22 protein-coding genes, 1 other RNA gene and 1 pseudogene are annotated in these 22,881 nt (G+C 62.5%); 10 read left to right on the top strand and 14 right to left on the bottom strand.

Annotated features, from left to right (window positions below):
* Positions 1–41: 41 nt before the first annotated feature.
* The 4 genes from ACFOJ9_RS20225 to mraZ are packed head-to-tail and all read right to left on the bottom strand — an operon-like array spanning position 42 to position 3,634.
* Entirely contained in the window at positions 42–1,751 is a 1,710-nt protein-coding gene (locus tag ACFOJ9_RS20225; RefSeq protein WP_378980651.1) for a peptidoglycan D,D-transpeptidase FtsI family protein, read from the bottom strand.
* Positions 1,748–2,146, bottom strand: coding sequence for a cell division protein FtsL (gene ftsL / locus ACFOJ9_RS20230; protein WP_378980653.1), 399 nt, complete (start codon positions 2,144–2,146; stop codon positions 1,748–1,750). Before ftsL ends, ACFOJ9_RS20225 begins: the two co-directional genes overlap by 4 nt.
* A gap of 4 nt (positions 2,147–2,150) precedes the next feature.
* Entirely contained in the window at positions 2,151–3,179 is a 1,029-nt protein-coding gene (rsmH, locus tag ACFOJ9_RS20235) for a 16S rRNA (cytosine(1402)-N(4))-methyltransferase RsmH (RefSeq protein WP_378980655.1), read from the bottom strand.
* Positions 3,176–3,634, bottom strand: coding sequence for a division/cell wall cluster transcriptional repressor MraZ (mraZ, locus tag ACFOJ9_RS20240; RefSeq protein WP_056582893.1), 459 nt, complete (start codon positions 3,632–3,634; stop codon positions 3,176–3,178). The genes rsmH and mraZ overlap by 4 nt, the downstream gene beginning before the upstream one ends.
* 410 nt (positions 3,635–4,044) lie before the next feature.
* On the opposite strand from mraZ, the gene ACFOJ9_RS20245 reads away from it, so the two are divergent.
* A complete protein-coding gene (locus ACFOJ9_RS20245; protein WP_378980657.1) occupies positions 4,045–5,160 on the top strand; it encodes a cystathionine gamma-lyase in 1,116 nt (371 codons plus the stop codon).
* Between the two features lie 8 nt (positions 5,161–5,168).
* Here ACFOJ9_RS20245 and ACFOJ9_RS20250 read toward each other — a convergent pair whose 3' ends face one another.
* From ACFOJ9_RS20250 to ACFOJ9_RS20265, 4 genes are all read right to left on the bottom strand, one after another.
* Positions 5,169–5,462 (bottom strand): type II toxin-antitoxin system RelE/ParE family toxin, encoded by a 294-nt coding sequence (locus ACFOJ9_RS20250; RefSeq protein WP_378980659.1) that lies wholly within the window; start codon positions 5,460–5,462, stop codon positions 5,169–5,171.
* The gene (locus ACFOJ9_RS20255; RefSeq protein ID WP_378980661.1) at positions 5,459–5,743 is read right to left on the bottom strand and encodes a type II toxin-antitoxin system ParD family antitoxin; all 285 of its coding nucleotides are present in this window, start codon (positions 5,741–5,743) and stop codon (positions 5,459–5,461) included. The genes ACFOJ9_RS20250 and ACFOJ9_RS20255 overlap by 4 nt, the downstream gene beginning before the upstream one ends.
* A 173-nt stretch (positions 5,744–5,916) precedes the next feature.
* Positions 5,917–6,328: RNase P RNA component class A (gene rnpB / locus ACFOJ9_RS20260), an RNA gene on the bottom strand.
* A 50-nt stretch (positions 6,329–6,378) separates the two neighbouring features.
* Positions 6,379–7,104, bottom strand: a complete 726-nt coding sequence (locus ACFOJ9_RS20265; protein WP_378980663.1) for a lytic transglycosylase domain-containing protein — start codon at positions 7,102–7,104, stop codon at positions 6,379–6,381.
* Positions 7,105–7,403: 299 nt separating this feature from the next.
* Between ACFOJ9_RS20265 and ACFOJ9_RS20270 the strand changes: the two genes are divergently transcribed.
* The gene (locus tag ACFOJ9_RS20270; RefSeq protein WP_378976343.1) at positions 7,404–8,225 is read left to right on the top strand and encodes an IS5 family transposase; all 822 of its coding nucleotides are present in this window, start codon (positions 7,404–7,406) and stop codon (positions 8,223–8,225) included.
* Between the two features lie 22 nt (positions 8,226–8,247).
* Here the strand turns inward: ACFOJ9_RS20270 and ACFOJ9_RS20275 are convergent, their stop codons facing one another.
* From ACFOJ9_RS20275 to ACFOJ9_RS20285, 3 genes are all read right to left on the bottom strand, one after another.
* Positions 8,248–9,003, bottom strand: a complete 756-nt coding sequence (locus ACFOJ9_RS20275) for an N-acetylmuramoyl-L-alanine amidase (protein ID WP_378980665.1) — start codon at positions 9,001–9,003, stop codon at positions 8,248–8,250.
* Positions 9,000–9,719 (bottom strand): TerB family tellurite resistance protein, encoded by a 720-nt coding sequence (locus ACFOJ9_RS20280; RefSeq protein WP_378980667.1) that lies wholly within the window; start codon positions 9,717–9,719, stop codon positions 9,000–9,002. Before ACFOJ9_RS20280 ends, ACFOJ9_RS20275 begins: the two co-directional genes overlap by 4 nt.
* 121 nt (positions 9,720–9,840) lie before the next feature.
* Entirely contained in the window at positions 9,841–10,101 is a 261-nt protein-coding gene (locus tag ACFOJ9_RS20285) for a hypothetical protein (protein ID WP_378980669.1), read from the bottom strand.
* Between the two features lie 192 nt (positions 10,102–10,293).
* On the opposite strand from ACFOJ9_RS20285, the gene ACFOJ9_RS20290 reads away from it, so the two are divergent.
* The 3 genes from ACFOJ9_RS20290 to ACFOJ9_RS20300 all read left to right on the top strand — a co-directional run bounded on the left by ACFOJ9_RS20290 (position 10,294) and on the right by ACFOJ9_RS20300 (position 14,950).
* Entirely contained in the window at positions 10,294–14,166 is a 3,873-nt protein-coding gene (locus ACFOJ9_RS20290; RefSeq protein WP_378980671.1) for a hydantoinase B/oxoprolinase family protein, read from the top strand.
* 173 nt (positions 14,167–14,339) lie between these two features.
* Positions 14,340–14,675, top strand: coding sequence for an ArsR/SmtB family transcription factor (locus ACFOJ9_RS20295; protein ID WP_378980673.1), 336 nt, complete (start codon positions 14,340–14,342; stop codon positions 14,673–14,675).
* Between the two features lie 83 nt (positions 14,676–14,758).
* Positions 14,759–14,950, top strand: coding sequence for a hypothetical protein (locus tag ACFOJ9_RS20300; protein ID WP_378980675.1), 192 nt, complete (start codon positions 14,759–14,761; stop codon positions 14,948–14,950).
* Positions 14,951–14,953: 3 nt separating this feature from the next.
* On the opposite strand, the gene ACFOJ9_RS20305 is transcribed toward ACFOJ9_RS20300, so the two are convergent.
* Complete coding sequence (locus ACFOJ9_RS20305) at positions 14,954–15,352, bottom strand: response regulator (RefSeq protein ID WP_378980677.1); 399 nt, start codon at positions 15,350–15,352, stop codon at positions 14,954–14,956.
* 417 nt (positions 15,353–15,769) lie between these two features.
* On the opposite strand from ACFOJ9_RS20305, the gene ACFOJ9_RS20310 reads away from it, so the two are divergent.
* Positions 15,770–15,979 carry a hypothetical protein gene (locus ACFOJ9_RS20310; protein WP_378980679.1) on the top strand — a complete coding sequence of 70 codons (210 nt, stop codon included), beginning with the start codon at positions 15,770–15,772 and terminating at the stop codon, positions 15,977–15,979.
* Between the two features lie 88 nt (positions 15,980–16,067).
* Here the strand turns inward: ACFOJ9_RS20310 and ACFOJ9_RS20315 are convergent.
* A pseudogene (locus ACFOJ9_RS20315) lies at positions 16,068–16,357 on the bottom strand (DUF1236 domain-containing protein).
* A gap of 653 nt (positions 16,358–17,010) precedes the next feature.
* On the opposite strand from ACFOJ9_RS20315, the gene ACFOJ9_RS20320 reads away from it, so the two are divergent.
* Together ACFOJ9_RS20320 and ACFOJ9_RS20325 are read left to right on the top strand one after the other, a co-directional pair.
* On the top strand, positions 17,011–18,309 hold the full coding sequence (locus ACFOJ9_RS20320) for a DUF3419 family protein (protein ID WP_378980681.1): 1,299 nt from the start codon (positions 17,011–17,013) through the stop codon (positions 18,307–18,309).
* Positions 18,306–19,004 (top strand): class I SAM-dependent methyltransferase, encoded by a 699-nt coding sequence (locus ACFOJ9_RS20325; RefSeq protein WP_378980683.1) that lies wholly within the window; start codon positions 18,306–18,308, stop codon positions 19,002–19,004. Before ACFOJ9_RS20320 ends, ACFOJ9_RS20325 begins: the two co-directional genes overlap by 4 nt.
* An 80-nt stretch (positions 19,005–19,084) precedes the next feature.
* Here the strand turns inward: ACFOJ9_RS20325 and ACFOJ9_RS20330 are convergent, their stop codons facing one another.
* Entirely contained in the window at positions 19,085–20,464 is a 1,380-nt protein-coding gene (locus ACFOJ9_RS20330; protein ID WP_378980685.1) for a serine hydrolase domain-containing protein, read from the bottom strand.
* 228 nt (positions 20,465–20,692) lie between these two features.
* On the opposite strand from ACFOJ9_RS20330, the gene ACFOJ9_RS20335 reads away from it, so the two are divergent.
* Positions 20,693–21,493 (top strand): glycoside hydrolase family 25 protein, encoded by an 801-nt coding sequence (locus ACFOJ9_RS20335; RefSeq protein ID WP_378980687.1) that lies wholly within the window; start codon positions 20,693–20,695, stop codon positions 21,491–21,493.
* A gap of 183 nt (positions 21,494–21,676) precedes the next feature.
* Positions 21,677–22,855, top strand: a complete 1,179-nt coding sequence (locus tag ACFOJ9_RS20340) for a lytic murein transglycosylase (RefSeq protein ID WP_378980689.1) — start codon at positions 21,677–21,679, stop codon at positions 22,853–22,855.
* Positions 22,856–22,881: the final 26 nt, after the last annotated feature.

Below are 22,881 nucleotides of genomic sequence, written 5' to 3' on the forward strand. Positions count from 1 at the left end.
CCGCAACAAAATAGCGCGCAGTTACCGGCGCGCCCTAAGAATCACTGATAGGAAACCAGCGTTGCACCATTTTCATGGCTGAAATCTGGCTTCACGCCAAGCATGGCAGCCGCACGTCTGATAATGTTTGCCGCCATAACGCCCGCATTCGAGGCTGCGGTGGCCCCCATGCCGGGCTTTTCCGGCTTCGGTTCGTCGGCAATCGTCAGCACGATGTACTGAGGATCGTCCATCGGGAAGGCGGCAACGAAGGCGTTGAAATTCTTTTCCTTGGAGTAGCGGCCATTGACGACCTTCTCGGCCGTTCCGGTCTTGCCGCCGACGCGGTAGCCCGGAACCCTGGCGCTCTTGCCCGAGCCCTTCTCGGCGTTGAGCGAATAGAGATAGCGCATGCCTTCGACGGTTTTTTCGCTGACCACTCTCTTGGCCACGGCCATCGCCTCTGCCTGCGTACGCACCAGGAAGGTAGGGTTCATCAGGAAGCCGCCATTCATCAGCGCGGCGCAGCCAACCGCCGTCTGCAACGGTGTCGTCGACACGCCATGGCCGAAGGCGATGGTGATCGAATTAACCTGTTTCCAGACCTTGGGTTCGGTCGGGCGCGCAACCTCCGGCAGCTCGGTCTGCATCTTCTCCAGCACGCCGAGGCGGTGCAGGAATTCGCGATGCCCCTCGATGCCGACCGCTTCGGCCTCCTTGGCCGAGCCGATGTTGGAGGAGTAGATGAACACCTCCGGCACCGACAGCACCCGGCCCTTACCGTGGAAGTCATGGATGGTCTGATGACCGATCCGGATCGGATGCGAAGCGTCGAAACGGCTCTCCAGGGTGATCTTGCCGGAATCGAGCGCCATCGCGGTGGTGAAGCTCTTAAAGGTCGAGCCCATCTCGTAGAGGCCCGCCGACATGCGGTTTAGCCGATCCTTGTCCTGCGCATTGTAGGGGTTGTTCGGATCGAAATCCGGCACCGAGGCCATCGCCAGCACTTCGCCGGTCTTCACGTTGAGGACGACGGCGCCCGCCGCGATGGCATGGAACCGCTCCATGCCGGTGGCGACTTCGTCACGAACGATGTGCTGGACGCGCAGATCGATCGAAAGCTGCACCGGCTTCAGATCCTTGGCCACCGCCAGGCCCGATGCCTGCAGGTCGCTCAGGCCCTGTTCGTCGACATACTTCTCCATGCCGGAGATGCCCTGGTTGTCGATGTTGGTGAGGCCGACAATGTAGGACGAGGTCTCGCCGCTCGGATAAAAGCGGCGCTTCTCGGTGCGGAAGCCGAAGCCGGGAATGCCGAGCTGCATGATGTCGGACTGCTGCTTGGGCGTCAGCTGCCGCTGCAGCCAGACGAAGCCGGCGCCGCTCTTCAGCTTGTGGTAGGTCTGCTCGTAGTCGATTTCCGGAAGCACCGTCGACAGCTTTTCGATCGCCTCGTCGGCGTCGACGATGCGGCGCGGTTCGGCAAACAGCGACGCCGTCTTGATGTCCGTCGCCAGCACTTCGCCGTTGCGGTCGACAATGTCGGGCCGCGAGGCCGTCACCCGGCTCTGCGGGCCGCCCGACATATCGGGGATTTGGAAGCCGAGATAGACCAGCCGCCCGGAAATGGTCGAGAAGATGCCGAAGAACACCGCCATCGTCATCACGATGCGCGTCCTGCCCTTGCCGCCGGTCGCCTTGCGGGCGCCCTCGACCACGATCGATCCGTCTTCACCCGTGCTGGCGCGTCGCTTCAGCAGTTTGCCGATCATTGGGCGATGCCTCCGGTCACCACGGGATCCCTGCCGTCCAACGGCACCTTGCCGCCCGAATTGTCGGCCATGCCGCCCTGGCGCCCGTTCAGGATGTCCTGAATGTCCAGGGCTTTGGCCGGCAGATCGCCGATGCCGACGATCTGGCGAGCGCTGACCGGTTGGAGTTCGAGCTGCGACTTGTAAAGTTCGGCCAGCTTCTGCAGCCGCGACGGCTGGGTGAGCAGGCTCCAATCGGCCTTGAGCAGGTCGATCGTGTCCTCCTCATAGCGGATCTGCGCATGGATATTCTGCACGGAAGCCAATTGTTCCTCGGCCTCGCGCTTGGTCTTGTAGGTAAGGGCCGCCGCCGCAACCATGACGGCGATCAGGACGATGTCGCTGGTACGAAACACGTGCTTACCTCTCCCCCGGCCGGTCGATACCGGGAAGCTTTGGAAGGCCGAAAATCGAAAAGTCGCTGCTGCGCGCCGGCGCCCCGGTACGGATCGCGGCGCGAAGCCTGGCCGAACGGGCGCGCGGATTGGCTGCCACCTCGGCGTCGCCGGCAGTCACGCCGCCCCCCGCCTTGCTAAAGGTCGCGGTGCGCGCATGCGCCTCAGGCAGATGCCGCGAGCCGGTCGCGACGTCGGCCCGGTCGGCGATGAAGCGCTTGACGATGCGGTCTTCCAGCGAATGAAAGGTCACCACAGCGAGCCGCCCGCCTGGCTTCAGCGCGCGTTCGGCGGCGAACAAGGCCTTGGCCAGTTCGCCAAGCTCATCATTGACGAAGATGCGCAGCGCCTGGAAGACGCGCGTGGCCGGATGGATCTTGTCCTTCGGCGCGCGGCCGATATGCGTCTCGATGGCGTCGGCGAGTTCCAGCGTCCGTTCGAACGGGCGCTTTTCGCGGCGAGCCTCGATCATACGGGCAATGCGCCCGGCGTGGCGCTCCTCGCCGAGGAAGCCGAAGATGCGGGCAAGGTCGCCCGGCTTGAAGCTGTTGACGACGTCGGCGGCGCTCAAACCAGCCTGCGCCATGCGCATGTCGAGCGGCCCGTCGGCGCGGAACGAAAAACCGCGCTCGGCCTGGTCGAGCTGCATCGAGGACACACCGATATCCAGCACGACGCCGTCGGCGCTCTCGACGTGTTCGTCCAGCGTCGAGAACGGCGCCTGCACCAGCCGCAGCCGGCCGCCCGACTGCACTTCCAGATCGCGACCGGCCGCAATCGCATCCGGATCGCGGTCGATCGCCACCACGGAGGCGCCTATCGCCAGAATGGCTCTGGTGTAGCCGCCGGCGCCGAACGTGCCGTCGATGATGATGTCGCCCTCCGCCGGCGCCAGTGCCTCAAGCACTTCGCCAAGGAGGACCGGAATGTGGCGGGCCGATCCGCCAACGGCGTGCCCATCTACGGCGTGAGGAAGGTCATCGCCGTGGCTCATTCCGGTCGCTCCCCAGGCTTCGTCCCCTGCCGAAGCTGCAAAAGCCGGGCTCGCGCCTGCGCCCCATAGGCGGCAAGCCGTCCCGGCTCCCAGATCTGAAAGAAATTGCCGCGCCCGACAAAGGCCACTTCCGCCGAAATGCCGGTGTGTTCGCGAATGAAGTCGCTCATCGTGATGCGGCCGTCCTGGTCGAGTTTCAAGAAGGTTCCGTCGCCATGGCAGAAGAACGACATATCGTCCGCCGTCTGCAAGAAGGGATCCTCGAGCGCGATGCGCTGCTCGTAGCGGTCGAGCAGGTCGAGCCCGCCGACATCCATCGCCGGCAGATCCAGGCAACGCAGTGCGTAGAGTTCCGAATAGCCGCGCTTCTGTACGACGGCACGAAAATGCGCCGGAACGGACACCCGTCCCTTCGCATCGATCCTGCTCACCGTGTTTGACAGAAACCGGTCCATCATGCTTTACAGCCGCTTGCGCCGCCGCACCCCTCTCCATCTTGTCGCACGCGCCGCCGCAGCGCGTTCCCTGCCCCGCACCAGCCTCGTCCACACAGGCAAAAACCGGCAAACGCGCAGCCGCCGCGGCTGCCCGATTGGCGTACGCTTTACCCTGACGCGGAACGAAGGCTTTGGTATGGAAATGGGATATCATGGGGCACTATGGGCGTCAACGGGAATAGGCTTCACAAACACGCGCATCTCGACCAATCTGAGCAGCCGCTACGGCACGTCTCGTCTTTATGGATCATTAAGCCTAACGAAGCGTTTAGAACCGCCTGGCCCAACCGGCCCCGCCTTGCCGCGAGCCGCTCCTGGGCATAGCGTCTCGCCACATCTCGTCGGTCACCAACAGGGTTGGAAATTCAATGTCTGAAACAGCAAAGTCACGCGCGGCAGCACTTCCTCATTTGCGTCGCAGCGGGCTTGCCATGGGCGATTCCATCCCGCTGCCCCTGACCATGGCCGCCATTTTTCACGCGCCCGGTGACGCCACCGGCTTCAACCAGTACGGCCGCTTCAGCAACCCGACCTGGGACGCCGTTGAACATATGCTAGCCCATTTGGAGGATGCGCCTTGCGTCGCCTTCCCTTCCGGAATGGCGGCAATCTCGGCGGCGTTTTTTGCCGTGCTCAAGACCGGCGACCGTATCCTGCTGCCTTCGGACGGCTACCACACGACGCGGGCTTTGGCCGATCGCTTTCTTAAGCCACTCGGCATCACCTACGATGTCAGGCCGACCTCGACCTTCCTCGATGGCGGCTTCGATGGCTACCGCCTGGCGTTTGTCGAAACCCCCGCCAATCCGGGGCTGGATATCTGCGATATCGCAGCCGTTGCCGACGCTGTTCACAAAGCCGGCGCGATCCTTGTGGTCGACAACACGACCATGACGCCCTTCGGCCAGCGGCCGCTCGACCATGGCGCCGATATCGTGGTTGCCGCCGACACCAAGGCGCCCAACGGCCATTCCGATGTGCTGTTCGGCCATGTCGCCAGCCGCAATGCTGACATCATCGCCGCCGTGACCGGCTGGCGCGAGGTTTCCGGCAGCATTCCCGGACCGTTCGAAGCCTGGCTGGTGCATCGCGGCCTGGAGACCCTGGATGTGCGCTTCGATCGCATGTGCTCTTCGGCGGAAGTGATCGCGCGGCGGCTACAGGGCCACAGGGCAATCAGCGGCCTGCGTTATCCCGGCCTGGAAGGCGATCCGTCGCACAACCTTGCCCGCGCCCAGATGGAGCGCTTCGGCTTTCTCATCTCTTTCGAGCTCGCCTCGGAGGCCAAGGCCGAGGATTTCATCAACAGTTGCGAACTGATGCAGGCCGCCACATCCTTCGGCGGCGTCCATACCTCCGCCGAGCGGCGCTTGAAGCGGGGCGATGCGGTACACGCCGGCTTCGTCCGCCTCTCGGTCGGCTGCGAGCCGGTGGAAGAGCTTTGGAAGGCGATCGAGGCGTCGCTGGACAAGATCAGCGGCTGACAAATCGGCTAGCGAGCCAGGTCATCGGCCTCGATGTTGCGCTTGCCATGCAGCACGCGGATAATTTCGATCGCGTCGTCACCGACACGATACAAGGTGAGATAGTCGCCAACGACCACATGACGGACGCCAGGCGCGATGTCATCGCGCGGCGCGCCTGAGAAGGGATGCAAGGTGAGTAAAGTCCACCGCCTTTCAAGAGCGTCCACGAAACGGACCGCGGCATTGGGATTGCGCTCAGCGATGTAGTCACCAATGCCTTCGAGATCGACCGCCGCTTGCGGCAGCAGGCGGTATTTCACTCCTCAAAGCCTTTTGCCTCTGCCATTTTGAGATATTTGGCGCGCGCTCGTTCGATAATCGGCGGCCCCTCAAGAGCGGGTCCGCTGTCGATGCCCTCCTGCACCAGCTTGCGCAACTCATCGACCGTATAGCCGAAGAGGTCGCGCCGGTCTTTCCATTGCCGCAGCGCGTCGCGGATCACCTCGCTGGCCGACGCATATTCGCCGGCGGCGACCACATCGTCCACCGCCTGTGCCAGTTCCGGCGACAGGGTGATGCTGCGTTTGTCGACCTGTCCCATGATGGGCTCCCGATGCTCTTCACCGATCCACGGTACGATTTAATCGCACCAGTTTCAAGCAATAGCCGGTCCCGGCTTGCATGGATGGATCGTTGAACAAGTTTGAATCAACAGGCGCGCCCGAGGGCGCAACCTGCTGATCTCAAAGACTTCTCTTCGATATCATGGAGAGAATTGCCAGCTGGCCTGTAAGCCGGGTTCTGTATGGCCCTCGCCCCTTGCGGTGCGAGAACGTGGCGGCCATTCATCTTGGGCGCATGTTGCCATGCGCCTCACGCAACCTACCCGGACGGTGAGCCGGAAACAGCCCTCGAGGGTTTCCCCTCGCACCGCCCCTATTCGGTCTTGCTCCCGGTGGGGTTTACCGTGCCGCTCCTGTTGCCAGTCGCGCGGTGGGCTCTTACCCCACCCTTTCACCCTTGCCCCGAATCCGGCAAAAGCCGAACCGTGGCGGTTTGCTTTCTGTGGCACTTTCCCTGGGGTCGCCCCCGCCGGCCATTAACCGGCACCGTGTTTCCATGGAGCCCGGACTTTCCTCACCCGCGGCCTTTCGGCGTTTGCGGGTGCGGCCGCCCAGCCAGCTGGCAAGGCGTATAAAGGGGTTCACGCCCGAAAACGCAAACGAAAAAGCAGACTTATGCCGGCGATCCAAGCGCAGCCATCTGCACCTTGACCTTGCCGCAATAGGCGGCTGACACCGGGTTCATCCGCGTTGCGGCGTGCCCGGCATTGTATTTCAGAATCGTGCCGCAGGTCGTGCCGCCGCCGAGACTCCGCGCCATGGCAAGGTATTTCATGCCGTATTTGATGTTGGTGTCGGGATCGAACAGGCCCTTGGCGGAACCGTTATAGCCCATCATCCGCGCCGTTGCCGGCTTGATCTGCATCAGGCCGATCTCGCCGGCGCCGCCGACGATGTTGGGCCGGTAGTTGCTCTCGATCTTGATGACCGCCGTGGCGAGCGACACGGGCACGCCTTCGATCGCCGCATAGCGGGCAACGATTGCGGAATACTGGCCGCTGCTGGCCACCGCGGCCGTCGACGCCGCAGCGTTCCTTAGGCCAATCGACGCCGTTGCCGTCATGTCGACGGTCTTGCGGCCGCGCTTCTGCCTTTTGGCGGTGGACTTCTTCGCCTTGGACCAGCTTGCCTTTTCCGCTTTGGCGGAAGCGCGCTTCGTCGCCTTGGCGTCGTGGCCTGCCTTGCCGCTTTTGGCCAGCGTGGCCTTGCCGCTCTTTGCGGATGCCACCACAAGCCCTTGATCGGCCCGCGGGCTGAGTGGCGCGGCATGCGCGGCACTGAAGGCAAAACTCATTACGCCGGCAGCAAGAGCTGCCGTTAAAACGGTCAATTTCTGCATGTGATCCTGTTCTGTCTGAACCGCGTGAAGATGTTCACGCAGCAACGCTTAATCAATATCGGAACATCCGGGATGTTAGGGTCCGACAAACTTGCACGCCAGCCGTTTGACGCTCGAATTGGTGTCAATGAAGGCAGGGCAAGTCACTTTGAGTGACAGCTTGTAATTTAAGGATTGAAAAAGGGACTGCCGAGAGGGCTTCTCGGGATCAGGGCCTTAGTGTCTGACCCGAAAAGAAGTTGGGTGATATCAGCGGCTTGTGATTCAGTCGGTGTTGCGAAGCATCGACGGAGAATCCCATGTGGACCGATATCACCCGAGCCAAGCATGCCCGCAAAGGGCTGCGGTATTCAAGCGATTTGACGGATATGGAGTGGGCGGTTCTTGATCCGGTGATTCCGCCCCGGTCCCGACTTGGGCGCCCGCCGAAATGGTCGCGGCGCGAGATCATGAATGGACTGTTCTACGTGCTGCGCAGTGGCTTGCCATGGCGGATGCTGCCCAGGGACTTGCCGCCGGTGTCGACGCTGCAGCGCTACTTCTACGCTTGGCGCGACTGCGGCCTTTGGAGCACCATCAATCATCTGCTGCTGATGAGCGTGCGTCTGGCCACCGGTCGCCAAGCCTCACCCAGCGCCGGCGTGATCGACAGTCAAAGCGTGAAAACCACGGAGAGCGGCGGGCCTTGCGGTTACGATGCCGGCAAGAAGATCAAAGGCCGCAAGCGCCATATCCTCACCGACACCCTGGGTTTGCTCGTCGGCGCGGTCATCCATACCGCCGATATCCAGGACCGCGACGGCGCTCCCGACGTTCTGGCCTCCATTCGAGCCAGCTTTCCTTGGCTGCGCCACGTCTTCGCCGACGGCGCTTACGCCGGTGAGAAGCTTGAGACCGCCCTTCATGGGAAAGGCGACTGGACGCTCGAAATCATCAAACGATCCGACACCGCCAAGGGCTTCGAAGTGCTTCCACGTCGATGGGTCGTCGAGCGCACCTTTGCATGGTTCGGACGAAACCGACGCCTGGCCAAGGACTTCGAGGCCACGATCGAAAGTTCCACCGCATGGCTCTTGCTGGCCTCCGCTCAGCTCATGACGCGCAGGCTGGCAAACCATTGATCCGCTTCAAAAACATTATGAGTCAGACTCTTACGGAAGCAAGCAGCCTTTGCAGCGTACGCAGTGTCGAGGCGTCGGCAATGCCGTCCACCTTGCGCGGCCGGAAATGACGTTGAAATGCCCCGACGACGATCTCCGTCTGCCGGTCGAAAATGCCCGATATCTCGACGCCATAGCCGTAGAGCGCCAGCATCGACTGCAAGGCCTCGACATCGCTGCCGGTGTCGCCGGCTGTCAGCGTGGCTCCTTGCCTGACCGGTGCGGCCGCCACGAGATGACCGACACCGGCCTCGAACAGCGTCCGCCACGGAAACTTCTCGCCCGGATCGATCTTGCGCCCCGGCGCCACGTCGGAATGCGCGAGCACCCGCTCGGCTGCAATCGAATGCCGCCCGGCGATCCCTCTGCACAGCCCGATCACCGCATTGATCTGCCGCCTGGGAAAACCGGGATAGCCCAGCAAATGTCCCGGATTGACGATCTCGATGCCGACGGAACAGGAATTGATATCGGTGCGTCCGAACCACAAACTATTGCCGGCGTGCCAAGCGCGATCGCTTTCCCTGACCATCTGTACGATGTGGCCATTCTCATGGACGAGATAATGCGACGAGACCTCGCTGGCCGGATGGCAAAGCCACGCTTCGGCCCCGGCACCGGTCGCCATGCCGGTGTAATGCAGCACGATCATGTCAGGCTTGAGCGTCTCGCGCCGCGGACCAAAATTCGGCGATACCCTGACCTCGGCACGTGGCTCGTCGGGCAGGAAGCCGCTCATGCGTGGCGCAGGCCCCGCTCGATCATCTCATAGGCGGCATTGATCGCCGCCACTCTGGTCGTCGCAATCTTGATGAATTCCTGCGGCAGTCCGCGTGCGATCAGCCGGTCCGGATGATTGTCGGAAACCAGCTTTCGATAGCGCTTCCTGACCTCTTCGAACGGCTTGCCGCGCTCGATGCCAAGCACGACGTAGGGATCCCCGGCGCCGAGATTGACGTGCCGCGCCATAATGCTTTCGTAATGTGCCTCGTCGATGCGGAAAATCTCGGCGATACGGTGCAGGAAGTGGCCTTCGCGCTCATGCACCAGCCCGTCGGACTTGGCTATATGGAAGAGGCCGTCGAGTATGTCTTCCAGCATCACGCAATTGGCATGCCCGGAACCGCACATCTGCGCCATCCGCTCGGCATAGGTCTCGAAACCGGCTACGTCGCGCTGGGCGAGATCGAACAGCCGCGCCACATTGCGCCTCTCCTTCGGCGGCACATCGAAGATTTCCTGGAAGGCGCGCACCTCATCCTGGGTGACGATACCATCGGCCTTGGCCATCTTGGCCGACAGCGCGATCATCGCCACCGAGAAGGCGACACGCCGGCGCAGATCCGCATCGCCGGAGAACACCGTGCGCACGGCCTCGACGACATCGGCGACACCCGATGAGGCTGAAGATGAAACGCGGGTGATGAATTCGCCGAGGCGATCCCAAATCGACATGGCCTGCTTCTTAGTGCCACCGCCCCCCGCTATCAAGCCGGGACAGTGCCGCAGGACAGTATGAGAAAGGCCGACGTGAGCCGGCCTTTCTCATTCATCACACGAAGTACTGCGCTACAGGCTACTGCGCGGGCGCAGGAGCAGGTGTTGCCGGAGCCGGCTCGGCAGGCTTCTCGGGTGTGATGCTCTTCGTGGTCGAGTTATCCGTTGCCGGAGGCGTCGCGGCCGGCGGCGTGGCTTCCGGGGTAGCCGGCTTCATCGGCTCCTCGGCGGCTGGCGGATTGGTGCTCTGGGTGGTGGAGTTGTCCGTACCGCTGTCGCTGCATGCAGCAACGCCGAGCAACGCGAGGGCGGAAAGGGACGCAAGAATGAGCTTTTTCATTTTTTCTCTCCTTCACTACACGCTCACGTCGCCGTGAACGGTCGAAGGGGAAATGCATCAGATGGCCATGAGTTTCGTAACGTTGCGTTTCCGCATGTAACATCGTCTGGTTCATTTGCGATTGCCGGTCAGGCGATGGCGAACTAACAGAATGCTGAACCACGGATCGAACACAAAGTGCCAGGGGCTGTCATGACCGCAAAATGGGATTTCTGGATCGACCGCGGCGGCACCTTTACCGATGTCATCGGCCGCGACCCGCAAGGCGGGCTGCATCCCCGCAAACTTCTCTCCGAAAATCCCGAAGCCTATACCGATGCCGCTATCCAGGGCATTCGCGACCTTCTCGGCTTATCCTCCGGCGCCGCGATCCCGCCCGGTCTGATCGGCGACATCAAGATGGGCACCACGGTCGCCACCAACGCGCTGCTGGAGCGCAAGGGCGACCGCGTGCTTTTGCTCATCACCAAAGGCTTTCGCGATGCGCTGAAGATCGCCTATCAGGCGCGCCCGGACATCTTCGCCAAGGAGATCATCCTTCCCGAGCAGCTCTACGAGCGCGTCATCGAAATCAACGAGCGCGTGCGTGCCGATGGCTGCGTCGAACAATTGCTCGACATCGCCGCCTGCCGGCCGGCGATCGAACAGGCCAGGGCCGATGGCATCGACGCCGTGGCCATTGTCTTCATGCACGCCTGGAAATATCCCGATCACGAGAAGGCGGTGGCAAAGGTCTGCCGCAAACTTGGTTTCAGCCAGGTCTCGGTCAGCCATGAGGTCTCGCCGCTGATCAAGCTGGTCGGCCGCGGCGACACCACGGTGGTCGACGCCTATCTGTCGCCGATCCTGTCGAGATATGTACAGAGAGTTGGCCAAGAGCTCGGCGTCCTCTCCCCCCTGGAGGGGGAGATGGCCGCAAAGCGGCCAGAGGGGGTCCTATCAGGAGGCACCGCCAGAACGTCGAGCCCGGTCGATCCGACCCCACCCGGCGGCTTTGCCGCCACCCTCCCCTCGAGGGGGAGGGAAAGCCCCCGCCTCATGTTCATGATGTCGTCGGGCGGCCTGACCGCCGCCGACATGTTCCAGGGCAAGGACGCACTGCTGTCAGGGCCGGCCGGCGGCGTCGTCGGCATGGTCGAGACGGCCAAGCTCGCCGGTTTCGGCAAAGTCATCGGCTTCGATATGGGCGGCACCTCCACCGATGTCGCCCACTATGACGGCGAGTATGAGCGCGCCTTCGACACCGAGGTCGCCGGCGTGCGCATCCGCGCGCCGATGATGCGCATCCACACCGTCGCCGCCGGCGGCGGCTCGATCCTGCACTACGAGGCCGGCCGTTTTCGCGCCGGACCCGACTCGGCTGGCGCCAATCCCGGCCCGGCCGCCTACCGGCGCGGTGGTCCACTCGCCGTCACCGACGCCAATGTCATGCTGGGCAAGCTGCAGCCCGATTTCTTCCCGGCCATTTTCGGATCCGGACAGGACCAGCCGCTCGATGTCGAGACAGTGCGGGCAAAATTCGCCGCACTTGCCGCCGAAATCAGCGATGGCCGTACGCCCGAGGCTGTCGCCGAAGGGTTCATCACCATTGCCGTTGAGAACATGGCCAACGCCATCAAGAAGATTTCCGTCCAGCGCGGCTATGACGTCACCGAATATCTCTTGAATTGCTTTGGTGGCGCCGGTGGCCAACACGCTTGCCTGGTTGCCGATGCGCTCGGCATGGAGGCGGTGCTGATCCATCCCTTCTCCGGCCTGCTGTCGGCCTATGGCATCGGCCTGTCCTCGGTTTTTGCCTCGCGCCAGCAGGCGCTGCTCAAGCCGCTTGCCGAAGAGTCCAGGACGGAGATCGGCAACCTCATTGCCACCTTGAGAAAGGCCGTCATCGCCGAACTCGCAGCGCAAGGCATCGCCGAGAATACGGTTGCCGCGAAGCCGGTGCTGCACATTCGTTATGACGGCACCGACACGACACTGCCGGTGAATTTCGAGGCAGACTCGATTTTCCAGGCCAAGCGCGATTTCGAAATCGCCCACAAGGCGCAGTTCGGTTTCGTCTATGACGACAAGCCGATGATCGTCGAGACCGTCGGCGTCGAAGGCACTGATACCGGCGGCACTGGCCGTGACGAAACTGAATCGCAAACCGAAGACCTTGCCGTAAGCCCTTCGCAGACCCGCAAAATCTTCACTGAGGGAGAGTGGCGTGCTTCTGGCATCTTCCGCCGCGAGGCGCTGAAGCCGGGAAACAGGGTTGCAGGCCCTGCCTTGATTATCGAGCCGAACCAGACAATCGTCATCGAGCCGGGCTGGCAGGCCGAAATCACCGCCAGGAACCATGTGCTGCTGCGCCGCGTCGAGAAAAAGCGCCGGCAAGCAGCGCTCGGCACCGAGGCCGACCCGGTCATGCTGGAGGTCTTCAACAATTTGTTCATGTCGATCGCCGAACAGATGGGCGTGACGCTGCAGAACACCGCCTATTCGGTCAACATCAAGGAAAGACTGGATTTCTCCTGCGCCGTCTTCGACCGCACCGGCGCGCTGGTCGCCAATGCGCCGCACATGCCGGTGCATCTGGGCTCGATGGACCGTTCGGTCGAAACCATCATCCGCCTGAATTCCGGCGACATCCACCCCGGCGACGTCTTTGCCCTCAACGCACCCTACAATGGCGGCACGCATCTGCCCGACATCACTGTCGTGACGCCGGTGTTTTCCCTCCCCCTTGAGGGGAGGGTGGCCGCGCAGCGGCCGGGTGAGGTCCTCTCAGAAGGCACCACAAGAACGTCGAGCACTGCCTCACCGACCCCCTCCGCCGCCTTCGGCGGCACCTCCCCCTCAAGGGGGGAGGAAATACTTTTCTACGTCGCCTCGCGCGGCCATCATGCAGATATCGGCGGCACAGCCCCCGGCTCGATGACGCCGCTCGCCACCACGGTCGACGAGGAAGGCGTTCTGTTCGACAATTTCCGCATCGTCGATCGCGGAAAATTCCGCGAGAAGGAGCTGGAAACGCTGCTCACCGACCACCGCTACCCGGCCCGCAACCCGCACCAGAACATCGCCGACCTCAAGGCACAGATCGCCGCCAACGAGAAGGGCGTCGCCGAACTGCGCAAGATGGTCGCGCATTTCGGCCTCGATGTCGTCGAAGCCTATATGGGCCATGTCCAGGACAATGCCGCCGAAAGCGTGCGCCGCGTGCTGGAGCGGCTGCCCGACAGTTCGCAGTACGAATACCCGACCGACACCGGCCAGGTCATCAAGGTGAAGATCACTGTCGACCGGAAGAAGCGCGAGGCGACCGTCGACTTCACCGGCACATCGCCGGTCATGAAGAACAATTTCAACGCGCCCGAACCCGTCGCCCGCGCCGCCGTGCTCTACGCCTTCCGCGTCATGGTCGAGGACATGATCCCGATGAATGCCGGGTGCCTCAGGCCAATCAACATCATCATTCCCGATGGCTGCATGCTGAAGCCCGCCTACCCCGCCGCCGTCGTCGCCGGCAATGTCGAGACCTCGCAGCACGTCACCAACGCGCTGTTCGGCGCCATGGGCGCCATGGCCAACGCACAAGGCACGATGAACAACCTGACCTTCGGCAACAAGATCTACCAGTATTACGAGACGATCTGCTCCGGTTCGCCTGCGGGCCAAATGAACTCGGGCCGCGGCTTTGCCGGCACCTCCGGCGTGCACACCCACATGACCAATTCGCGCCTCACCGATCCGGAAGTGCTGGAGCTGCGCTTTCCGGTGCTGCTCGAGGATTTCCACATCCGCGAAGGCTCAGGCGGCAAGGGCAGATGGAGCGCCGGCGACGGCACCAGGCGCACCATCCGTTTCCTGGAAAAGATGGAATGCGCGATCCTGTCCTCGCATCGCAATCGGCCGCCGCAAGGGCTGGACGGCGGTGGCGATGGCGAGGTCGGCTCGACCAAGGTCCGCCGCAAGGACGGTGCGATCGACGTGCTGAAGGCCTGCGACCAGACCGTGCTTCAGGCCGGCGACGCCGTCATCTTGACGACGCCGACGCCGGGCGGGTTCGGCAAGCTGTTGTGACCCGCAAGGTCGAATGGACGAAGAACCAGATCAGCAATCCAGCACAACAGGTTCATCGTCAGACGCATGAGCGCCCATTTTCGGTCGCATCGCTTTCGGGCCTCGGGAAGAGTTCCGGAACAAATTCAGCGCGAGCGAATTGAATAGCGTTTGGCGAGCAGCGGGCAAGGGAAATGGTTTCGATAAATCTGTTGATCAATGCCAGGGAGGCAGCTGATTTCCTGTCGTTGATGGGCAGCCCGCCTCGGCTGTTGATCATGGCCCATTTGCTCGATGGGGAAGTGTCGGTGAACGTCCTCGGTAAAAGGTTGGAAATCAGCCAGCCATTGCTTTCAATGCATCTCGCCAAGCTGCGGACGCTTGGTCTGGTGGACACCCGCCGGGACAGCCAGTTTATCTATTACTCCTGCAAGTCGAACGTGGTGCGGAAACTGTTTTCCACGCTAGAGGCATTATATGGCGAGGATAGCGTTTTAGAGCGAAGGCGCCTGGTCACTGCAGCTTCTTGAGGGGTTGCCGCCTGTTCTTGCCAGGCTGATTTCCGCTCTCATATAAATTCGCTGTTGTCCCCTTTTTGCACGAGGCAATTGCGATGGACGGCACGGTCGCTAACGGAACAATCCCTGCGGCGGTCGAAGTGGTTGAAGCCTGCGGCGAATGGTTCGTTCGCGTGGTCGAGGACGGGCAAGAGATTAGCCGATCCTTCGAACTGGAATCTTGTGCGCTCGCCTTCGCGGAAGGTCAACGGCTTCGCTTGCACCTCGATACTTTCGTCCGGCTGTAAGCCCTACGCATTATCAAGAGGCGGTAAAGCAGGCTGCTCATTCAGCAGGGTCGAGAGAGCGGTAATGATCTGAACCAAGACAAACGGCTTCTGGATCATGACGCTCCCCGGCACCCCTTGAGCATGCCAATCACTGGCACTGTCGCCGCTCACATAAATGACCGGTATGGACGGCATGGCCTGCCGCGCATGGCGCCCAATTTCCCAGCCTGATGCACCGCTGCCAAGCCTGATGTCGGTCACGAGAGCTTTGACGCCAGTTGGGTCGCGATCGAAATGCGTTATCGCGTCTTCTGCATTCTTGGCACAGACTACAGCAAAGCCAGCCTCTTCAAGGCTGGTCTGAAGGTCCAGCAAAATCAGCGCCTCGTCCTCGACGAGCAGCACAACGTTCTGGTTCATGAAACTCCCCACGCCCCGCTGGCCGTATAAGCTCCGGGCAAGTGCTTTGGTTCCGCGTAGGGTACGGCGCGAGGACAACGGTCATGACTCGTCAACATCATTTGTTGGGGAGGCCGATTTTATTTGTCGGGAACATTTCTCGGCGTCAGCACTTTTTTGGCCGTCAGACCAAGGAGGCTGTCATGAAAAGGCGCGTGGATCGCGAAAAGATTGAGAGAGCTGACCGCGAGAGCAGACTGCAGTTGGATAGTGAGCGGAAAGCCAGGGAAGCCAAGACGGCACGCCTAAGAGAACAGCGACTAGCTCAAGAGACAGATAGGCTGGCCGAGGCGCCGAATCCGCCCACGGAGTGAAAGGCCGATTTGTCGGTTTTGAGGTCGCCGTCTATGGTGTCCGCTCCTGGGCGGAGCGCAAGTCATGCCGATTCGAAGAAAAGCCACGCAGGCTGGCATTTTTGAGCCATCCGAGTTGGCCTTGTTGGGACGAGTTTTCGAACAGCTTAAGCTCGATGGCCAAACGCCCGATACGCGCGATGCGATCGCGTCTCGGATCATTGCAAACTACATGACCGGCGTGACTGACGAGCCGGAACTGGTTTCTCTTTCAAGGCAGCCTTTGGGCCGCTAAGGCGATGGTCTTGATAGGGCCTCAGCCTACATCAGTTTCACTGCGAGCCCGTCGCCACATGGGCGACGGGCTGCAGCCTTAAGGCTGGTCAGTCGTAGACCTTGACGATTTTGTGGGTGCCGGGATCCACGAGAACAGTCCGGTTGTCGATCACGACGTAGCGGTATTTGACGTTGGGAACTTCATAAAGCTCGACTGTGTCGGGCAGAGCCGTGCCGATATTGAGTTCCACCCCGGGAACCTTTACCGAAGCCGGGGCTGCTTCTTCACATATTCGCGGATGATCGTGTCCTGCTCAGGCTGGATGATGATGTCATCGGCCGCGGCTGCGCCGACACCCGCAAGCATTAGAACTGCAGCGGCGGCGGTAAGATACATTCTCAAAAATACCTCCTTTGCGAGATCGGCGCAGGACGACATCGTCTTACGCTTGAGAATTCGAACTTGGAGCCATCCCAAACGTTCCCACGGCTGGGCTTCGGTCTGGCCGCGCGTGGGACCTAGGTCCGGTCGCAAAACGCAATGGTCCCACCAGTGGCGCCGCCTCGGAACAGCCACCGCTTGCGCTAGTTGTCCGTGTGGATTTGCAGGAGGAAACAGATGAATAGGAGCGTCGATCAAGCGCGCTGGCTGCTCGCACCGATCTTCGCAGTGGCCATCACCTTCCTGGCAATCGGGATATCGCTTGGCTGAGCATGCAGTGCCCCAAGATGAGGTCGGTGCAGCCACGTCCCTTCCTGCGCTGATAGGGTTCGCTCCCTGCTCCCGTGTGGCGAGCGAACCCTCAAGTTCGTGAGTCGTCAGTCGTTCTACAGACGCATTGCGGACAGAAACGACATTGGCGGCTTCTACCGGCAACGTAGCAGCATAGGTGTCGTGCCGCTCTCAATCTGGATCGCGGTCTGCTCGTTGGCCTTACATTCGACTGAAGGATCGGAGTTCGCGACTTGCTGCCAAACGAAGTTGCGCGGAGATGCCAAACGATTTTGCCGCTACCTCTGTAAGGGTCAACAGGCTGTCACCGGCCTGTCATGACCCTGCGCTACCCGCTTGCGCCAAAGCAAACGGGGAATCATCTTGCCATGACGGACGTTTCCGCAGATCTGATTTTTCGCCGCGGCAAGGAAGTTGGAAAGGCCGTCTACCAGAACCGCCCGCTGTCGAAAGCCGGCATTTCGGAGCGGCTGTTCGCCTTCCTGTTTTCCGGCCTCGTCTATCCGCAGATCTGGGAAGACCCCGACGTCGACATGGAGGCGATGCAGCTTGGCCAGGGCCACCGCGTCGTCACCATCGCCTCGGGCGGCTGCAACATCCTGGCCTATCTCACCCGCTCGCCGGCACGGGTCGACGCCGTCGACCTCAACGCCGCGCACATCGCGCTGAACCGCATGAAGCTGGAGGCCGTGCGCCACCTGCCTTCGCAGGGTGACCTGTTCCGCTTCTTCGGCGCCGCCGACACCAGCCACAATTCGGAAGCCTACGACCGTTTCATCGCGCCGCATCTCGATCCGGTCAGCCGTCACTACTGGGAGCGGCGCAACTGGCGCGGCCGCAGGCGCATCGCTGTGTTCGACAGCAATTTCTACCAGACCGGCCTGCTTGGCCTGTTCATCGCCATGGGCCATCGCACGGCAAAGTTCTTCGGCGTCGACCCTGCCGGCATCATGGAGGCCCGCAACATCGGCGAGCAGCGCCGCTTCTTCCATGAGGAGCTGGCGCCGGTCTTCGATAAACCGCTGCTGAAATGGGCGACATCGCGCAAGGCCTCGCTGTTCGGCCTCGGCATTCCGCCGGCGCAGTACGATTCGCTGATCACCTCGGGTGACGGCACCATGGCCAGTGTGCTGAAAGCCCGGCTGGAAAAGCTCGCTTGCGATTTTCCGCTGGAGAACAACTACTTCGCCTGGCAGGCCTTCGCCCGGCGCTATCCGAACCCCGGCGAGGCCGCCCTGCCCGCCTATCTCGAAAAACAGAACTACGACACCATCCGCGGCAATGTCGACCGCGTCGCCATCCACCATGCCAATCTGATCGAATTCCTCGCCGGCAAGGATGCAGGCGCGGTCGACCGCTTCGTCCTGCTCGACGCGCAGGACTGGATGACCGATGACCAGTTGAATGCCCTGTGGGCGGAAATCACCCGCACCGCATCGGCCGGCGCCCGCGTCATCTTCCGCACCGCCGCCGAACCCAGCCTGCTGCCCGGCCGGGTTTCCAGCTCGCTGCTCGACCAGTGGACCTATCAGGACGAGGCTTCGCGCGAATTCTCGGCCCGCGACCGCTCGGCCATCTATGGTGGCTTCCACCTCTATGTGAAGCGCGCGGCATGAGCACCACCGAGCTGCCGGCCAGCCATGCCGAATTGATGGACGGCGTCTACCGCTGGCAGCGCCACATCTATGACCTGACCCGCAAATACTACCTGCTCGGCCGCGACCGGCTGATATCAGGGCTGGACGTACCGGCCGGCGGCACCGTGCTGGAACTCGGCTGCGGCACCGGCCGCAACATTATCCTGGCCGCGCGTCGCTACCCCGACGCCCGCTTCTTCGGCCTCGACATTTCGGCCGAGATGCTGGAGACGGCTGGCGCCGCGATTGCCCGCGAAAGCCTGTCCGGCCGCGTCATGCTAGCAAGGGGCGACGCCACCGAGTTCGATGCCGAGGCACTCTTCGGTGTCGAACGCTTCGATCGTGTCTTCGTCTCCTATTCGCTGTCGATGATCCCCGGCTGGGAAAAGACGGTGTCGGCGGCCCTTGCCGCGCTGTCGCCGAATGGTTCGCTGCACATTGTCGATTTCGGCCAGCAAGAAGGCCTGCCGGGCTGGTTCCGCGCGCTGCTGCGCGGCTGGCTCAAAAAGTTCCACGTCGCGCCGCGTGAATCGTTGCGCGAGGTCTTGGAATCGGAATCGCGGCGAACCGGCGCAAGCTTCCGTTTCCGCACGCTTTATCGCGGCTATGCCTGGCTGGCCGTGCTCGGGCCGCGCACCCTCACCTCCCCCTTGATGGGGAAGGTCGCGCCGTAGGCGCGGGTGGGGGTGAAGCGCTAGGCACCCCGCCCCGGCGCTACGCGCCGACCCTCCCCATCAAGGGGAGGGTAAGGAAACTAATGCAGTGCCTTCACCAGCGCCGCCAGCATCGTCTGCGGCCGGTAGCCGACCTTGGCCGGCGTCAACCCCAGCCGCACGACCACCAGTTGCTCCGAGGGAATGATGGCGACCGTCTGCCCGTCATGGCCTTCCATCCAGTAGGTGTCCTTGGGCAGGCCCGCGGCGACGCCGGCGCCGGGGTTTTCCTCATCGCCCGGAGCCTCGATCCACAACTGACCCTTGCCGTAGACTTTCGAGGCGGATGCCGGCTCCCGCATCCAGTCGACGAAGCCTGCAGGCAGGATCTGGTTGCCGTTCCACACCCCGCCCTGCAGCAGGAACTGGCCGAAGCGGGCCCAGTCATGCGCGGTTGCGTAGAGATAGGACGAGCCGACGAAGGTGCCCTGTTCGTCGGTCTCGAGCACCGCGCTGTGCATGCCGAGCGGCTCGAACAGCGCCGTGCGCGGCCACGCCAGCGCCTTGACCTTGTCGCCGATCGCGTCCTGCCAGAGGCGCGACAGCATCACCGCCGTGCCGCTCGAATAAGAAAACACCTTGCTGACCTCGCCCGCCAGCGGCTTGGCTTCGGCAAAGCCCGCCATGTCGGGTTCGAGGTAGAGCATGCGCGTGACGTCGGCGACGTCGCCATAATCCTCGTTGAACTCCAGCCCGCTCGACATCGCCATCATGTCGGCAAGGCTGATCGCGGCGCGGCCATCCGCCTTCCACGGCGCGAACAGCCCCTTGTCGGTGATGGCCATCTTGCCGTCCCTGACCAGCGTGCCGGCGATGGCGGCGTTCACCGTCTTGGTCATCGACCAGCCGAGCAGCGGCGTCTTGGCGGAAAAGCCGTTGCCATAGCGCTCGGCGACGACGCGGCCATTCTTGACCACCACCACCGCACGCATGCCGGTGCCGGTCAGCGCCGCATCGTCGAGCAGCTTGGCAATCACCGGATCCTGTGATGCCTCGACCCGCTCGCCCTCCGGCCACAGCGCGTCCGGGCTGACCGCCGACGGCTCGGCATGGATCGCCGTCCGCCGCACCTTGCCGACATCGCCGTCCGGAACCGACGCGCAGCCGAGCCCGTCGCGGGCGACGGCAACGCTTTTGCCGAGGAAGCCAAGCAGGCCGGCCGAGACCGTTCCCCTGTTCTTGTCCACGGAGATTCGCATCAACCGCAGCAACGGGTGCCCAGGCGCCTGCACGTCGACGGCGAGCACCTCATTGGGATCGCGACCGGCGATGAAGACATTCGAACAGACGATCTTGGCTGAGTAGCCCGAGCCGACGCGAATCAATTCCGGCGGCGCGATATAAAGCCAGGCAAAAAGCGCGGCGATCGCCAGAACGATCAGGCCAAGCAGCCATTTGACGATCTTGACGATGATCCGCATTTTCCACCCTCGTTCGAGCGGAGTTCCGCCCGATGACATCGATTTGCCGCCATTGCTTCAGCAAATCGGAGCTCTTGTCGAGCGCCGTCAACCTGATATCAACCATGTTCGGCGATCACAGGGAACAGGTGATGCTGTGGGGCGATCACTCGTCGGGGGCCAGACCAAGCGCCGGCCATCAGTGCACAGACCCATCAGTGACCGGCTGAATCCGGCTCGGGATTTGCGATGCGTCGTCTTGCGGGCCTTATCATGCTGATGCTGCTTGGCGCCTGCTCGACCGTGGACGATCTCTCGCCGCTGTCGCCGTCCGTGTCGAGCAGCGCGACGGTCGCCGTGCGCGCGCCGCGCTTTGCCGATTCCAAACCGCATGAGTGGGAAAGCGGGGCGCCCTGGAACTATGCCGTTCACGGCACCGACGTCTCCAAATACCAGACCTCGGTCGACTGGCCGGCAGCCAGGGCCGGCGGCATTTCCTTCGCCTTCATCAAGGCGACCGAGGGCGGCGACCGTTTCGACGAGTATTTCAACGAGCATTGGGCCCGCACGAAGGCCAACGGGATTCCGCGCGCGGCCTATCATTTCTACTATTTCTGCACCCCGGCTGCCGTGCAGGCGCGCTGGTTTATCCGCAACGTCCCCGTCGATCGCTCGGCAATGCCACCAGTCCTCGACATGGAATGGAACCCGCAATCGCCGACCTGCAGGCTGCGTCCCGACGCCGCCACGGTGCGCGCGGAGATGAGCACCTTCCTCGAAATCGTCGAACGCCACTATGGCAAGAAGCCGATCATCTACACCTCGGTCGACTTCTTCGACGACAACGAGCTGTCGGGCTTCCGCGGCTACCCGTACTGGCTGCGCTCCGTCGCCGGCCACCCTCGCGAGAAATACGGCAGCCACCCCTTCACCTTCTGGCAGTACACCGGAACCGGCGTCATCCCCGGTATGACCGGCAAGGCCGACATCAACGTCTTCAACGGCAGTGAAACCGCATGGAATAAGTGGCTGCGGCAGAACACCCGTTGATACCGGGTTCAACGGCACCGAAGTCGGCGGCAGCAAGAGGCTAGGACAGAAGAACCGTTGACACCGGGCCAGCCGCCTGCTTTCGACACAGCCGGCGGCAAAGAGTGCAACCACCGGTAATTCAGGGCTTTGGGCTTCCGAGGGGAGCAAGACAAATGCCCCATTCGTTTCGAAAGGAAGCTGATGCGACTGCGTTCTCAAGCCCTCGCGGCGCTGCTCCTGTGCGTCACAGCTTGGCCGGCGATGGCGCAGGAATGCGGCGGCGACTTCGAAGCGTGGAAGCAAAGCGTGGCAGTGGAAGCCAAGGCCGCCGGTGTCGGCCCCGCTGGCCTTGAGGCGCTGGAGGCCGCAACCATCGACGACAAGGTTCTCGCACGCGACCGCGCCCAAGGCGTCTTCACCCAGACCTTCATCGAATTCTCCAGCCGCATGATCTCGGCCTACCGGTTGAAGCAAGGTGCGGCAAACCTGAAGAAATACGCCGATGTCTTCGCCCGCGCCGATCAGCAGTTCGGCGTTCAGGCACCGATCATCGCCGCCTTCTGGGCGCTGGAGACCGATTTCGGCGCCGTGCAGGGCGATTTCCACACGCTGAGCGCCTTGGTGACGCTGTCGCATGATTGCCGCCGCCCGCAATTGTTCCGGCCACAGCTGGTGCCGCTTCTGGAGCTGATCGACCGCGGCGTGCTGCCGGCCGACGTCAGGGGAGCCTGGGCCGGCGAGATCGGCCAGACGCAGATCCTGCCTTCCGACTATTTGGCGCGTGGCGTCGACGGCGACAGCGACGGCAAGGTCGACCTGCGCGGCAGCGTGCCGGACGTGATCATGACCACCGCCAACAAGGTGCTGTCGCGCGGTTGGAAACGCGACCAACCCTGGATCGAGGAAGTCCGCGTACCCGACGACATCCCGTGGGACCAGACCGGCCGCACCAACAAGCTGCCGCTGTCGCAATGGGCGCAATGGGGTGTCACCAACCCCGACGGCACGCCGCTCATCGACAACGGCCTCAAGGCCGGCCTGGCGCTGCCCATGGGCCGCAAGGGGCCAGCCTTCCTCGCCTATGACAATTTCGACGTCTATCTCGAATGGAACCAGTCCTTCACCTATGCGCTGACCGCGGCAAATCTCGCCGCCCGATTGGCAGGCGCAAAACAGTTCGATCCGCGCAATCCCGAGACCGGCCTCAACAACGAGCAGATGAAAGCGCTGCAGACCAAGCTTGAAGCCAGGGGCTACGATGTCGGCACCGTCGACGGCATCCTCGGTACCAACACCCGCGAGGCGATCCGCAAGGAGCAGATGCGTCTTGGTTTGCCGGTGGATGGCTGGCCGACGCCGGAGCTTTTGGTGAGGCTTTAGCGAATAGCGAATAGCGAATAGCGAAT

Source organism: Mesorhizobium cantuariense (assembly GCF_042647205.1).
Taxonomy (GTDB): domain Bacteria; phylum Pseudomonadota; class Alphaproteobacteria; order Rhizobiales; family Rhizobiaceae; genus Mesorhizobium; species Mesorhizobium cantuariense.

What these genes read in the sequence shown, in the direction of transcription:
- ACFOJ9_RS20225 (WP_378980651.1), bottom strand. Translation starts at nt 1,751, where the DNA reads ATGATCGGCAAACTGCTGAAGCGACGCGCCAGCACGGGTGAAGACGGA.
- rsmH (WP_378980655.1), bottom strand. Translation starts at nt 3,179, where the DNA reads ATGAGCCACGGCGATGACCTTCCTCACGCCGTAGATGGGCACGCCGTT.
- mraZ (WP_056582893.1), bottom strand. Translation starts at nt 3,634, where the DNA reads ATGGACCGGTTTCTGTCAAACACGGTGAGCAGGATCGATGCGAAGGGA.
- ACFOJ9_RS20245 (WP_378980657.1), top strand. Translation starts at nt 4,045, where the DNA reads ATGTCTGAAACAGCAAAGTCACGCGCGGCAGCACTTCCTCATTTGCGT.
- ACFOJ9_RS20255 (WP_378980661.1), bottom strand. Translation starts at nt 5,743, where the DNA reads ATGGGACAGGTCGACAAACGCAGCATCACCCTGTCGCCGGAACTGGCA.
- ACFOJ9_RS20265 (WP_378980663.1), bottom strand. Translation starts at nt 7,104, where the DNA reads ATGCAGAAATTGACCGTTTTAACGGCAGCTCTTGCTGCCGGCGTAATG.
- ACFOJ9_RS20270 (WP_378976343.1), top strand. Translation starts at nt 7,404, where the DNA reads ATGTGGACCGATATCACCCGAGCCAAGCATGCCCGCAAAGGGCTGCGG.
- ACFOJ9_RS20275 (WP_378980665.1), bottom strand. Translation starts at nt 9,003, where the DNA reads ATGAGCGGCTTCCTGCCCGACGAGCCACGTGCCGAGGTCAGGGTATCG.
- ACFOJ9_RS20280 (WP_378980667.1), bottom strand. Translation starts at nt 9,719, where the DNA reads ATGTCGATTTGGGATCGCCTCGGCGAATTCATCACCCGCGTTTCATCT.
- ACFOJ9_RS20285 (WP_378980669.1), bottom strand. Translation starts at nt 10,101, where the DNA reads ATGAAAAAGCTCATTCTTGCGTCCCTTTCCGCCCTCGCGTTGCTCGGC.
- ACFOJ9_RS20290 (WP_378980671.1), top strand. Translation starts at nt 10,294, where the DNA reads ATGACCGCAAAATGGGATTTCTGGATCGACCGCGGCGGCACCTTTACC.
- ACFOJ9_RS20295 (WP_378980673.1), top strand. Translation starts at nt 14,340, where the DNA reads ATGGTTTCGATAAATCTGTTGATCAATGCCAGGGAGGCAGCTGATTTC.
- ACFOJ9_RS20300 (WP_378980675.1), top strand. Translation starts at nt 14,759, where the DNA reads ATGGACGGCACGGTCGCTAACGGAACAATCCCTGCGGCGGTCGAAGTG.
- ACFOJ9_RS20305 (WP_378980677.1), bottom strand. Translation starts at nt 15,352, where the DNA reads ATGAACCAGAACGTTGTGCTGCTCGTCGAGGACGAGGCGCTGATTTTG.
- ACFOJ9_RS20310 (WP_378980679.1), top strand. Translation starts at nt 15,770, where the DNA reads ATGCCGATTCGAAGAAAAGCCACGCAGGCTGGCATTTTTGAGCCATCC.
- ACFOJ9_RS20320 (WP_378980681.1), top strand. Translation starts at nt 17,011, where the DNA reads ATGACCCTGCGCTACCCGCTTGCGCCAAAGCAAACGGGGAATCATCTT.
- ACFOJ9_RS20325 (WP_378980683.1), top strand. Translation starts at nt 18,306, where the DNA reads ATGAGCACCACCGAGCTGCCGGCCAGCCATGCCGAATTGATGGACGGC.
- ACFOJ9_RS20330 (WP_378980685.1), bottom strand. Translation starts at nt 20,464, where the DNA reads ATGCGGATCATCGTCAAGATCGTCAAATGGCTGCTTGGCCTGATCGTT.
- ACFOJ9_RS20335 (WP_378980687.1), top strand. Translation starts at nt 20,693, where the DNA reads ATGCGTCGTCTTGCGGGCCTTATCATGCTGATGCTGCTTGGCGCCTGC.
- ACFOJ9_RS20340 (WP_378980689.1), top strand. Translation starts at nt 21,677, where the DNA reads ATGCGACTGCGTTCTCAAGCCCTCGCGGCGCTGCTCCTGTGCGTCACA.